The organism is Rhodococcus sp. B7740 (assembly GCF_000954115.1).
Classification (GTDB): Bacteria; Actinomycetota; Actinomycetes; order Mycobacteriales; family Mycobacteriaceae; genus Rhodococcoides.
This window is the reverse complement of the sequence record NZ_CP010797.1, coordinates 1295331-1307957: the sequence shown is the minus strand read 5'-3', so window position 1 is coordinate 1307957 and position 12627 is coordinate 1295331. Positions and strand designations below refer to the sequence as shown.

The following is a 12627-nucleotide window of genomic DNA, read 5'->3' as shown; positions in this document are numbered from 1 at the left end:
GGTCGATGGGGGAGGTGGGGAACGTGCGCTCGTGCATCAGTCGTCCGGGGGCGGCGGGTTGCCTGCCAGCGCAATGGCTTCGGCGACGGTTCCCGAGACCGCGGCGACGTACACCTCGTCGCCGGCCTGGATCACGGTTCGCTTGTCCGGTAGCAGTCCGCTGCCGAACCGGATGACGAACGCGGCCCGCGAGTTGGTGGCGTCCTCGAGTACCGAGAGCTTCTTGCCGATCCAGGCGTCGTGGAAGTCGAGCAGGACGACGGCGACGCTGCCCGAGGGATCGCGCCATTTGGTGGTGGGGTCGTCGCGCAACAGGTTGTGCAGAAAACGATCGGTGGCCCAGGGGACGGTGGCGACCGTCGGGATGCCGAGGCGTTCGTAGACGGCCGCGCGCTTGGCGTCGTAGATCCTTGCGACCACTTTGTCGACGCCGAACGTCTCTCGAGCGACACGGGCGGAGATGATGTTGGAGTTGTCGCCGGACGACACGGCCGCGAAGGCCTCGGCCTTCTCGATTCCCGCGCTCACCAACACATCTCGGTCGAAACCCATGCCTACGACGCGATGCCCGGCGAAGTCGGGGTCCAGGCGCAGAAAGGCTGTTTCGTCGCGGTCGATGATCGCGACCTCGTGTCCGATGCGTTCGAGCGCCCCGGCCAGCGATGCGCCGACGCGGCCACATCCCATCACAACTACGTACAACGCCCAGCTCCGTCCCGATCTCGATGGTCGACCACTGCCGACCGACACTGCCACGACCGGCAGGCGTGCACCAACGTATCGGGGGATCGGTCACCGTACCGACCGAGGGTGCGCTCCGACGCAGTTTCGGGCGCGTGGTTGAGACGTCCGCAGGAGGACGGCCTACGCTTCTGTGCGTGTCCAAGGTCTCGACTGCCGCCAAGCGGCTAGTGCTCGGTAAGCCGTTCCGCAGTGACAAGCTCGGTCATACGTTGCTTCCCAAGCGGATCGCGTTGCCGGTGTTCGCCTCGGACGCCATGTCGTCGGTTGCCTATGCACCGGAAGAGATCTTCCTGGTGCTGTCGGTGGCGGGCATCTCGGCAGTCGCCTTCACCCCGTGGATCGGTCTCGCCGTCTGCGTGGTGATGGCCGTCGTTGTGGCCAGCTATCGACAGAACGTGCATGCTTATCCGTCCGGCGGCGGCGACTACGAGGTCGCGACCACAAACCTGGGCCCCGCGGCCGGATTGACGGTCGGCAGCGCACTGTTGGTCGACTACGTGTTGACCGTGGCGGTGTCGATCTCGGCGGCGGCGTCGAACATCGGATCAGCGGTTCCGTTCGTGGCCCAGCACAAGGTGCTGTTCGCCGTGGTGGCCATCGTCCTGGTCACCTCCGTCAATCTTCGGGGCATCCGCGAGTCCGGGGCTGCGTTCGCGATCCCGACGTATGCCTTCATGGGTGGCATGTTCCTGATGTTGGCGTACGGCCTGTTCCGGGTCTACGTTCTCGGCGACGACATTCATGCAGAATCGGCAACCTTCGATCTGAAGGCCGAGGATTCGCACCTGTACGGCATCGCATTCGCGTTCCTCATCGCGCGCGCCTTCTCTTCCGGTTGCGCGGCGCTGACCGGGGTGGAGGCCATCAGCAACGGGGTACCCGCATTCGAGAAGCCGAAGTCGCGTAACGCCGCGACCACCTTGTTGCTGCTCGGAGCCATCGGCATCACATTGCTGATGGGCATCATCGTGCTCGCACAGAAGATCGGCATCAAGTACGCCCTGGATCCCGATATTCAGCTGGTCGGCGCGCCGGAGGGGTACCAGCAGAAGACGTTGATCGCGCAGCTCGCGGAGGCGGTGTTCAGCGGATTCCCCGCTGGATTCTTCTTCATCACGACCGTCACGGCCCTCATCCTGGTACTTGCGGCCAACACCGCGTTCAACGGCTTCCCCGTTCTCGGTTCGGTTCTGGCCCAGGACCGGTACCTGCCGAGGCAGCTGCACACTCGTGGCGACCGTCTTGCCTTCAGCAACGGCATCCTTTTTCTGTCCGGAGCTGCGATCGTCTTCGTCGTCGCGTTCGGTGCCGAGGTAACCAAGCTCATTCAGCTCTACATCGTCGGGGTGTTCGTCTCGTTCACCCTCAGTCAGACCGGGATGGTTCGGCACTGGACGCGGCTGTTGGCCACCGAGACCGATCCCGAGCAACGGCGGCGCATGCACCGCTCACGGGTGGTCAACGGAGTCGGTCTCGGCATGACCGGAACGGTGCTGGTCATCGTGTTGATCACCAAGTTCGCCGCCGGCGCGTGGATCGCGATCGTGGCGATGGTGGCGATCTTCGTCCTGATGCGCATGATCAGAAAGCATTACGACACCGTGGCGCGGGAGCTCGAGAACGAGGAATGGGACGGAGTTCTGCCCAGCCGCACACACTCGATCGTGTTGGTCTCGAAGCTGCACATGCCGACCCTGCGCGCGTTGGCGTACGCCCGAGCAACCAGGCCCGACACCCTCGAGGCCGTGACCGTCAACGTCGACGAAGCCGATACTCGCGCACTGGTTCGGGAGTGGGAAGCCAGTGACGTCTCGGTGCCGCTCAAGGTCGTCGAGTCGCCCTACCGAGAAGTCACCAAACCGGTCCTGGACTACGTGAAACGGGTTCGCCGCGACTCGCCTCGGGACGTCGTCACGGTCTTCATTCCCGAGTACGTGGTCGGTCACTGGTGGGAGCAGGTTCTGCACAATCAGAGCGCGTTGCGACTGAAGTCTCGCCTGCTGTTCCAGCCGGGCGTGATGGTCACGAGCGTGCCGTGGCAGCTGCGGTCGTCCGAGAAGGCCAAGCGTGAGGTGCTCGGCAATGCGCCCGGTGCGTCGCGTCGCGGCTACGAGCCTCCGGCGGGCAAGTGAGCGAGAGCTGGTTCGGGCTGCTGCTGGAGGTCGAACTGAGCGCGCCGGGGCACGGAGGATTCTGCGTGGCCCGCCACGACGGCCGGGTGATGTTCGTGCGTCACGGATTGCCCGGTGAACGGGTCCTGGCCAAGGTGACCGAAGATCGAGGCGGGTCGTTCTGTCGTGCCGATGCCGTCGAGATTCTGTCGGCCTCGCCGGACCGAGTGGACGCGCGCTGTCCCATTGCCGGACCGGGCGGCTCGGGCTGCTGCGACTACTCCCACGCCACTGCCGATGCCGGGCGGCGACTGAAGTCGTTCGTCGTCGCCGAACAGCTTCGCCGCGTCGCCGGAATCGAGCGTGAGGTGCAGGTGGAGGAACTACCGGGGTCCGGCGACGGAACCGGGTGGCGAACCCGAGTGCGACTCGCCGTCGATGCCGGCGGTAGGCCCGGCTATCACCGCTATCGCAGTAGCTCGATCGTCACCGAACTCACCTGTCCCCAAATGGATTCTGCCGCGTTCGTGGGACTGTCGGATCAGCAGTGGCGGCCGGGTGCCGAGCTGCAGGTGGTGCTCGACGGGCACGGCGAGCGGCATGTGGTGGAGATCGCGCCGGCGCAACTCTCGCCCACCGGACGCCGATCGCCGGGTCGTCGTGGAGCGTCGGCGCGTCGGGCAGCGTCGTCTCGCTCCCGGCCCGAGAAGGCCGTGATCGGATCGGGTCGGGTGACCGAATACGTCTCGAGCAGGGCATGGACCCTCGACGCCACCGGGTTCTGGCAGGCTCACCGCGGCGCGCCGCAGGTGTACACCGATGTGGTGCGGGAATGGGCGGACGCCACGTCGGGTGACGGTGCGTGGGATCTGTACGGAGGCGTCGGGGTGTTCGCCGCCGCCCTGGCCGATCGTGTGGGTCCGAGCGGCCGGGTCACCAGTGTCGAGTTCTCTCGTCGGGCAGCCGAGGACGGCCGTTCGGCGCTGCGGGATCTGCCGCAGGTCACGTTCGTGCCGGGTCGGGTCGAGCGCTCGATCGATGCGTTGACCGATCCGGTGTCGGTAGCGGTGCTCGATCCACCTCGCGCGGGAGCAGGACGGGACGTCGTCGATGCCGTCGCCGTCCGGTCTCCGCGTTCGGTGGTGCACATCGGATGCGATCCGGCCTCGTTCGCACGGGATGTGAGCTTGTATCGGGCTGCTGGATACGAGCTCGACGACATGCGCGCTTTCGACGCCTTTCCGTCGACCAGCCACGTCGAGTGCATCGGTCGTTTCGTTCGTCGGTGAGGGCTGCGGCAACCGATCAGATCCGGTGTGCAACTTCGGCGACCGGGGCGAAGGTGTGCATGGGAACGGACACGATGCGCTGAGCACCGCACCGGCAGCCCTGGTATCCGACGAGCCCCTCGCTCGTGTCGTGGGTGGAGTGGGTGGTCCAGGTGTGTGTGGTGTGTTCGGTGTGCATGCGTCCATCGTGATGTAATGGTCTTGTGCACATCAACCCTTACGGCGAGTATGCCGTGAAACTCGGTATCGACCTGCTCAATTCGCCGCCCACGTCGGCGACCGAGCTGGGCGAACGCTGCGTGGACGCCGGCCTCGTACCGGACTGGATCGCCACGGATGCCGATCTGGTCGACACCCTCCAGTTCCTGCGTGACTGGGCGCGGGTGGTGGACGCGAGCACCGAAGCCGATCGGGCCGACGAGCTCAATGCTCTACTGGCACAGGCGTCGGCCTACCCACGGTTGACCAACCATGCCGACGACGGCTGGCACATGCACTATCGCGACCCCAACATCGAACTCGGCGGGGTCATCAGGGCCCTGGTGAGCGTCGGCACCGCGTTGCATCTGACCGGACGCGGGATGTCTCGCCTCGCTCGCTGCGCCGCCGCAGACTGCACACTCGCCTTCGCCGACACCTCGAGAACGGGCAGGCAGCGGTACTGCGGAACGGTGTGCTCCAATCGCGACGCAGTACGCAGGCATCGAGCACGCGCGGCCTCGTGATCGCAGCGCGTTCGTCAGGACTTTCGGTTGTACAGGCGCATCGTGATCGGCCCGAACACCGCCAGCATTGCCGCGCACAGCATCAGCGTCACTCCAAGCCCGCCCGTGTCGACATCGCCCTGCATCAGTCCACGTAGCGACGTGACCAGAAAGCTGACCGGGTTGACGTCGACGAACGCGCGCAGCCAACCGGGCATCGTGCTGGGGTCGACGAAGATGTTGCTCGCGAACGTGAGCGGAAACAGGATGAACATCGACACCCCCATCACCGCAGCCTCGGTACGGACGATCATCGCGATCATGGTCCAGATCCAGGAGAGGCAGAACGAGAACAGCAACAGCAGAGCGATCGACGCCACCACACCGACAAGACCACCCTGCGGCCGGAAACCGAGGATCAGCCCGAGGATCAGCACGATCACCGAAGCCAGCGTGTAGCGCACGACGTCGCCGAGCAGGGCACCGACCAACGGCGACGGCCGCCAGATGGGCAGCGAACGGAATCGATCGAAGACGCCCTTCTCGATGTCCTTGTTCATGGTCACTCCGGTGTACATCGTGATCATCACCACGGTCTGCACGAGAATGCCGGGGAGCAGGAACTGGATGTACGCCTCGGTCGACCCGGCCAGTGCGCCGCCGAACAGGTACGTGAAGAGCAACGTGAACATGATGGGAAAGGCCGTCACGTCGAACAATTGCTCGGGAACGTGCTTGATCTTGAGCAGCGCTCGCCATCCGAAGCTCAACGACGTCGACAACGACGACGGACGAGGCGGGCGAGGCCCGGCGGCACCGAGTACATCGATGATCGTCGATGCCTGTGGCGCCGTCTGCTGGGCTTCGGTGGTCATGATGCAACCTCCCGGTCGGATTCGACTGTGGCACCGGCGTCGTGCCCGGTGAGAGCGAGAAACACCTCGTCCAAGCTCGGCTGTCCCAGCGTGAACGACGCGATCGAGATGCCTGCGGTCTCGAGTGCAGGCAGGACCGGCGCGGCCTGCGCCGGGTTGCTCAACCGTGCGGTGACGGTGGACGGATCCGGGTCCTCGGTGACATTGCTGCCGAGTAGATCTCGCAGGATCCCTGCGGCGGCCGACCGCTGGGACGCCTCGAGAACTCGCAGGTGCAGTGAATTCGATCCCACCGACGCCTTCAGCTCGCTCGTCGTTCCCTCGGCGATGACCTTGCCGCGATCGATGACTGCGACACGCCCGGCCAATTGATCGGCCTCGTCCAGATACTGTGTGGTCAGCAACACAGTCGTCCCGCCTGCGACCAAGGCGCGGACGATCTCCCACACGTGGTTTCGGCTGCGAGGGTCGAGTCCGGTGGTGGGCTCGTCGAGGAAGATCAGTTCGGGAGTGACGATGATGCTGGCGGCGATGTCGATGCGACGGCGCATGCCGCCGGAGTACGTCTTGACCTGTCGCGGTCCGGCATCGGCGATGTCGAATGCCGTCAGCAGCTGCTCGGCTCGTGATCGGGCGGCGGGACGGGAGTAGCCGAGCAACCGGGCGAGCAGCACCAGGTTCTCCGTACCGGTGAGATCCTCGTCCAGAGACGCGAATTGCCCTGTCAGAGCGACCTTCTGCCGTACGGCCTCCGGTTCGCTCGCGACGTCGTGACCGAGCACCCGGGCGCTGCCTCCGTCGATCGGAAGCAGCGTGGCCAGCATCCGGATGGTCGTCGTCTTCCCTGCCCCGTTCGGCCCGAGCACGCCGTAGACACCACCGGAGGGGATGGAGAGGTCGACTCCGTCGACCGCGGTGTTCGTTCCGAAACGTTTGACCAGACCGTGTGTCTCGATCGCCGCCATGTCTCTCGATTCCTCCGATGGGCCGCCGCCCGATTCCCCGCGATTGTCCGATTCTCCACCAAGGATGAAATGCGGTCCACATCTGCGCAAACGAATTTTCGTCCCGAACCATCCTCCGGTCGGTTTGTTCCGAATATGTACTGCGGCGGGAAAACGCGGAGGTTTCGATATGAGAGCGATATGACCACTAGTGTCGTGATCGATGAACTCGATCATGAACCCGTCTGTTGGGACGACCTTCCGATGAGCGCGCCGATGTCGGATGCGTCGGGAACGTCGAATGCCGGCCGTGACCGGACGACGCCCGATGCCTCGGAAAGCTACGCGGCACAGGACGCGGTGTGCGCTGTTCCCAGTCCACAGCTCAAGAACCTGCGTGCCGACGAAACCGATCGTCTGCGACGGTTGATGGCGTCGGTTGCCCAAGGCGACCGGGCGGCGTTCGCCGAGCTGTACGACGCGACGTCGTCGCGGGTCTACGGAATGGTGCTGCGGGTGCTTCGAGACCCGGGGTACAGCGAGGAGACAGCGCAGGAGGTGTTCCTCCAGATCTGGCGCGCGGCACCCAATTACGACCCGAACCAGGGCAGTCCACTGGCGTGGATCATGACTCTGGCGCACCGTCGCGCGGTCGATCGTGTCCGGAGCGAGCAATCGGGTACCGATCGTGAGGCCGCGTACGGCGCAGTCAGCCACACACCGGAGCACGACGAGGTACTCGAGACGGTGACGCAGCGGCTCGAGTCCGAGGCCGTCGTGGCCTGTCTCGAAACTCTGACCGATACGCAGAGCGAGTCGGTACGAATGGCTTACTACAGCGGTTACACCTATCGCGAAGTTGCGGAGCGGCTCGGGGTCGCGGTTCCCACCATCAAATCGCGCATACGAGATGGATTGATCAAGTTGAAAACATGTCTGGGGGTGATCCCGCAATGAGCGACTCGTCACGGCAGCGACTACTCGACGACGCGGAGGTCTACGCCCTCCACGCGACCACCGACGCCGAGCGACGCGACATCGAGGCCGAGCGCCTACGCGTCGACGACACCGCGCGAGCCCAGTTCGACATTCTCGTGAGCGAGATCCACGAGACGCTGGCCCTGGCGGCCGCGGCGGATGCGACACCCGCACCCGACCGGCTGCGTCGTTCGGTGCTCGATCGGGTCGCGGTCAGCGACCAGGAGCCCACGGTCCACCAGTTGCCACCGAACGTCACACCACTGCACCGGCATCGGCGGGAGCGCTCGAAGGCCTGGCGGTACTCGATGGTCTCGGCTGCGGCCGCGGTGGTCGTCGCCGTCGGCGGAGTGGTGGTCGTCAGCCAGACGATGGGCAACGATGCGCAGCCGTCTCAGGCGGAGCAGATCGTGGCCGCGCCCGACTCACGTCAGGTGTCGGCGGAGTTCCCCGGTGGCGGCTCGGCCACCGTGTCGTACTCGCTTTCCCAGAACGCGGTCGTCGTCGATCTCGACGGAGTCCCACAGCCGCCGCCCGGTCGCGTGTACCAGATGTGGTTCGTGGACGGCTCACCTCGCTCGGCCGGCGTCGTGACCGAGGATCAGCTGACCTCGGAGTCCGGAACGGTGGTCGACGGTCTCGGTTCCTCGACCAACTTCGCGTTCTCGCTGGAACCCGCAGGCGGGTCGGCCCAGCCCACCGAGGTGCTCACGATGCTCACGTTGGGTGCCTGAGCACAGCACGAGAACAGTCGCCTCGGGCGGTTCGACATTCGGTCAGATGCCGATGTCGAACCGCCCGAGCGTTCTGATCACCGCTGCCATCTGGCCGTAGGCGCCGGTGGCGAGATTCTCCAGCAGCGCCAGCTTGACCTCCGGTGCGTCGCGTGTGAGTGCCTGGAAGTGCTCCACCGACACCACCACGAGGTCGACCGGTGTCTCGGCGACCATGTCGAGCAAGAAGGGCACCGACATCAGCAACGGCATCTCGCCGAAGCTCATGCCGGGGGAGAGAGTCGTGATGCGGTGCTTGCCACCGTCGGCGGCGACGGCCGTCGAGGTCACCTCGCCGCGCAGCATCAGGAAAAGGCCTGCCGCCGGGGCACCGTGACGAACGATCACGTCGCCACGCGCGTAGTGCCGCTTCTCCAGGTAGGGCGTCACCGCCTCGAACTGTTCGGCCGAGAGCCCGGCAAGCAGCGGGTGCTCTGCGATCGCGACGACGGCCGGCTGTCGAGCGCCTGCGCAGTGACGATCCAGCAGCAGGTTCTCTGCCCATTGAACGGCCGAACCGAGGCTCGAGTACACCCGACCGGCCGGATCGGAGGGGTCGAGGCTCGAGGTGGTGTGCCCCATGATCGCTTTCGGGTCGACCAGAGCCACCACGCAGCCGTGTTCGGCGAGATCCCCACGAAGGTCCTCGAACATGGTGCGGGCGATCGCACTGACCTCGTCGACGCCGCGCACGTCGATGACGAGCGCATCGAGTTCTCGGTCCAGGTCGCCGATCTCACGAACGGCGGTCTCGGCACCGGAGAACAGCAGATCGCCGTGCAGTTCGTACACGCGGGCGCGTTCGCCCACGGCGGCCAGAGTGGCCTGTTCGGTGTCGGAACGCCGCTTGCGCGACGGAGCCTCGGTCACCACGTAGCGTCGCCGGATCGAGGATTTCGCCGCACGAGTGACGTGCAGAAAGTGCAGTTCGAGGCGTGTCGAGAGTTCGCGGCAGGCGGCGACTCCGCGCACGCTGTTGCCGTGCGAGTCGAGCCGCGGGGAGTAGACGGCGATGCCCATCTGTCCCGGAAGAACCGCGAGGATCCCGCCCCCGACTCCACTTTTGGCCGGCAGGCCGACCCTCGCGACCCAGTCGCCTGCGCCGTCGTACATCCCACATGTCGTCATGACCGACAGCACTCGTTCGACGAGGGCCGGTGCGAGCGCACGCTCCCGCGTCCGGGGATTGACGCCGTTGTTGGCCATGGTGGCCGCCATCATGGCGAGGTCGGCGGCGGTGACATCGATCGAGCACTGGCGGAAGTACAGATCGACGGCAGCATCGGGATCGTGGTCGATGATGTCGAACGAACGGAGCATGTACCCGATGGCGCGGTTGCGATTGCCGGTGCGTGCCTCCGACCGATAGACGGCGTCGTTGAACGTCAGAGACCTCCCCGCATACCGCGAGTACGAGGCGCGAATGCGCTCGAATCGATCCTCGGCACTGCGACCGGCGATGAGCGACGCCGACGTGATGGCACCGGCGTTGATCATCGGGTTGCGTGGTCGCTCGGTGACGGGATCGAGGCTGATCTCGTTGAAGGGTTCCCCGGACGGTTCGATGTCGATCTTGCTCGCCACGACGTCCAGGCCCCGGTCGGCCAGCGCCAATGCGTACGTGAACGGCTTGGAGATCGATTGGATCGTGAAGGGGAGTCCGGTGTCGCCGACTTCGTAGACGTAACCGTCCGTGGTCGTCAGCGCGATACCGAATCCGTCCGGCGTGACGGCAGCGAGTTCGGGGATGTAGTCCGCCACCTGCCCGGACGTGTCGCCACGGCACAGTTCGTGAACTCGGCGCAGGATGGCATCGACCACGTTGCTCATGGGCCACACTGTATGTGTGATGTCCGATTCGGCACCGTCGAGGTTAGGGGCGGCTGACCCAGGGCACCTCGACGTTCGACGGTACTGTCGGCGTCACGACGCTGGGCGGAGCAGCAGGGCACGGTCACTCCGTAGACTGAAATTTCCATTGTGTTTTCCGGCCGAAGGGAGCGATCTCGTTGGGTGTCCTAGCTCGAATTCAGACGCCCGAGGACTTGCGCGACCTCGGCAGTGCGGAGCTGGCCGAACTGGCTCGCGAGATCCGCGCGTTTCTCGTCGAGAAGGTGTCCGCTACCGGCGGCCACCTCGGTCCCAATCTCGGTGTCGTGGAACTGACGTTGGCGATTCATCGCATCTTCGACTCCCCGAACGATCCGGTCATCTTCGACACCGGTCATCAGGCGTACGTGCACAAGATGCTGACCGGACGCACGGGTCTGTTCGACACGCTCCGTAAGCAGGGCGGCCTGTCCGGCTACCCGTCACGGGTCGAGAGCGAGCACGACTGGGTGGAGTCCTCGCACGCGTCGGCCTCGCTCTCCTACGCCGACGGCCTGGCCAAAGCCTTCGCGCTCAAGGGCGAAACCGACCGGCACGTCGTCGCTGTCGTCGGTGACGGTGCGCTCACCGGCGGAATGTGTTGGGAGGCGCTCAACAACATCGCCGCAGGACGCGATCGATCCCTCGTGATCGTCGTCAACGACAACGGTCGCTCGTACGCCCCGACCATCGGGGGATTGGCCGATCATCTGGCGGCCCTTCGCCTTCAGCCCGGATACGAGAAGGTGCTGGACAACGGTCGCCGCATCGTTCGTCGCATTCCGATCGTCGGTCCCACTGCCTACGCCATGTTGCACGGTATGAAGGCCGGGGTGAAGGACGCCATCAGCCCGCAGGTCATGTTCACCGATCTCGGCATCAAGTACCTCGGTCCGGTCGACGGTCACGACCAGCACGCGATGGAATCCGCGCTGCGCCGAGCCAAGGCATACGGCGGTCCGGTCATCGTCCACGCGGTGACGCGCAAAGGTATGGGCTACGTTCACGCCGAGAACGACGTCGCAGATCAGATGCACGCCACCGGGATCATCGATCCGTTGACGGGGCTGGCGCGGTCCAAGTCGGCTCCGGACTGGACCTCGGTGTTCTCTGCGGCACTGATCGAGCAGGGCGAGCAGAACGAGGACGTCGTAGCGATCACCGCAGCGATGGCCGCGCCCACCGGTCTCGCCGCGTTCGGGGTTCGCTTCCCCGACCGGTTGTTCGACGTCGGGATCGCCGAGCAGCACGCGATGACGTCGGCGGCCGGGCTCGCGCTGGGCGGAATGCATCCCGTGGTCGCCATTTACTCCACCTTCCTCAATCGCGCGTTCGATCAGTTGCTGATGGACGTGGCGTTGCTCGGACTGCCGGTCACGGTGGTGCTGGACCGTGCCGGTGTCACCGGGGCCGACGGCGCCAGCCACAACGGCATGTGGGACATGTCTCTGCTCGGCATCGTCCCCGGTATGAAGGTGGCGGCACCGCGAGATGCCGAGACCCTGCGAGAAGAACTGGCAGAGGCCATCGCAACGTCCGACGGACCCACTGCCCTGCGCTTCCCGAAGGGCGCAGTGACCGAAACCGTGCCCGCGACGCGCAGACTGGACGGAATCGTCGACGTGCTGACCGAGCCGTCCGGTGCCACGGGCGATGTGCTGATCGTGGCCGTCGGAGTGTTCGGGCAGATGGCCATGGATGCAGCCGAGAAGCTGCAGCACGACGGCATCTCCGCTGCGGTGGTCGACCCAAGGTGGGTGCTGCCGATCCCGCAGTCGCTGTTGAAGCTGGCCGAGGATTACCGGCTCGTGGTCACCCTCGAGGACAGTGGCCTGCACGGTGGCATCGGTTCGACCCTGTCTGCGGCTCTGCGTGGCGCAGGCGTCGATACCCCGTGCCGCGATCTCGGTGTGCCACAACGATTCCTGGACCACGCATCGCGCGATCAGCTGCACCACGAACTCGGCCTCACCTGCGAGGACGTCGTGCAGCGCGTGTCGCACTGGGTCAAGAGCCTCTGACGACGGTCTCTCGCCGGACGTCGACGCCGTAGAACGCGCGGCGTCCGGCCACCGCGCCCGCGACTGCTCTCGGAGCCGTCATCACGAGAAGGAACAGAACCGACGGTTCCCACCGTTGCGTCGCCCAGCGGACGACGCAGCACACCGAAGGCCCGTAGGATGCCGGCACCGTAGCCGACAGTCCGAGCAATCGAACTCGGCAATGCACCGTCGCGTGCCGTTGCGGCCCGCAGGTTCGTCGGCGTCGTCTGCGGGCTTCGATGTTTTTCTTTGCGAATATGTGACCTGTGTGACTGGTGTGTCGTAGATGCCGAAACCG

General features: G+C 65.5%; 12 protein-coding genes. 6 read left to right on the top strand and 6 right to left on the bottom strand.

What is annotated here, in order from left to right; all coding sequences use genetic code 11:
* Positions 1-36: 36 nt before the first annotated feature.
* Positions 37-702 (bottom strand): potassium channel family protein, encoded by a 666-nt coding sequence (locus NY08_RS05945; protein WP_045199811.1) that lies wholly within the window; start codon positions 700-702, stop codon positions 37-39.
* A gap of 176 nt (positions 703-878) precedes the next feature.
* On the opposite strand from NY08_RS05945, the gene NY08_RS05940 reads away from it, so the two are divergent.
* Both NY08_RS05940 and NY08_RS05935 read left to right on the top strand, forming a co-directional pair.
* Positions 879-2876: an APC family permease gene (locus NY08_RS05940; protein WP_045199809.1), complete on the top strand. Its 1998-nt coding sequence runs from the start codon at positions 879-881 to the stop codon at positions 2874-2876.
* Positions 2873-4144, top strand: coding sequence for a class I SAM-dependent RNA methyltransferase (locus NY08_RS05935; protein ID WP_045195397.1), 1272 nt, complete (start codon positions 2873-2875; stop codon positions 4142-4144). The genes NY08_RS05940 and NY08_RS05935 overlap by 4 nt, the downstream gene beginning before the upstream one ends.
* Positions 4145-4160: 16 nt before the next feature.
* Here the strand turns inward: NY08_RS05935 and NY08_RS26235 are convergent, their stop codons facing one another.
* Positions 4161-4322 (bottom strand): hypothetical protein, encoded by a 162-nt coding sequence (locus NY08_RS26235; RefSeq protein WP_176459288.1) that lies wholly within the window; start codon positions 4320-4322, stop codon positions 4161-4163.
* Between the two features lie 25 nt (positions 4323-4347).
* Between NY08_RS26235 and NY08_RS05925 the strand changes: the two genes are divergently transcribed.
* Positions 4348-4869 carry a CGNR zinc finger domain-containing protein gene (locus NY08_RS05925; RefSeq protein ID WP_045195393.1) on the top strand — a complete coding sequence of 174 codons (522 nt, stop codon included), beginning with the start codon at positions 4348-4350 and terminating at the stop codon, positions 4867-4869.
* 14 nt (positions 4870-4883) lie between these two features.
* Here the strand turns inward: NY08_RS05925 and NY08_RS05920 are convergent, their stop codons facing one another.
* Entirely contained in the window at positions 4884-5723 is an 840-nt protein-coding gene (locus NY08_RS05920) for an ABC transporter permease (RefSeq protein WP_032397926.1), read from the bottom strand.
* Positions 5720-6688, bottom strand: a complete 969-nt coding sequence (locus NY08_RS05915; protein ID WP_045195392.1) for a daunorubicin resistance protein DrrA family ABC transporter ATP-binding protein — start codon at positions 6686-6688, stop codon at positions 5720-5722. Before NY08_RS05915 ends, NY08_RS05920 begins: the two co-directional genes overlap by 4 nt.
* Positions 6689-6868: 180 nt before the next feature.
* On the opposite strand from NY08_RS05915, the gene NY08_RS05910 reads away from it, so the two are divergent.
* Entirely contained in the window at positions 6869-7624 is a 756-nt protein-coding gene (locus NY08_RS05910) for a sigma-70 family RNA polymerase sigma factor (RefSeq protein WP_032397928.1), read from the top strand.
* Positions 7621-8379: an anti-sigma factor gene (locus NY08_RS05905; RefSeq protein ID WP_032397929.1), complete on the top strand. Its 759-nt coding sequence runs from the start codon at positions 7621-7623 to the stop codon at positions 8377-8379. The genes NY08_RS05910 and NY08_RS05905 overlap by 4 nt, the downstream gene beginning before the upstream one ends.
* Before the next feature lie 42 nt (positions 8380-8421).
* Here the strand turns inward: NY08_RS05905 and glsA are convergent, their stop codons facing one another.
* Entirely contained in the window at positions 8422-10248 is a 1827-nt protein-coding gene (gene glsA / locus NY08_RS05900; protein ID WP_045195390.1) for a glutaminase A, read from the bottom strand.
* A gap of 179 nt (positions 10249-10427) precedes the next feature.
* Between glsA and dxs the strand changes: the two genes are divergently transcribed.
* Entirely contained in the window at positions 10428-12308 is a 1881-nt protein-coding gene (gene dxs, locus NY08_RS05895; protein WP_032397931.1) for a 1-deoxy-D-xylulose-5-phosphate synthase, read from the top strand.
* On the opposite strand, the gene NY08_RS05890 is transcribed toward dxs, so the two are convergent.
* A complete protein-coding gene (locus tag NY08_RS05890) occupies positions 12295-12477 on the bottom strand; it encodes a hypothetical protein (RefSeq protein WP_045195388.1) in 183 nt (60 codons plus the stop codon). The two genes, dxs and NY08_RS05890, sit on opposite strands and share 14 nt — an antisense overlap.
* Positions 12478-12627: the final 150 nt, after the last annotated feature.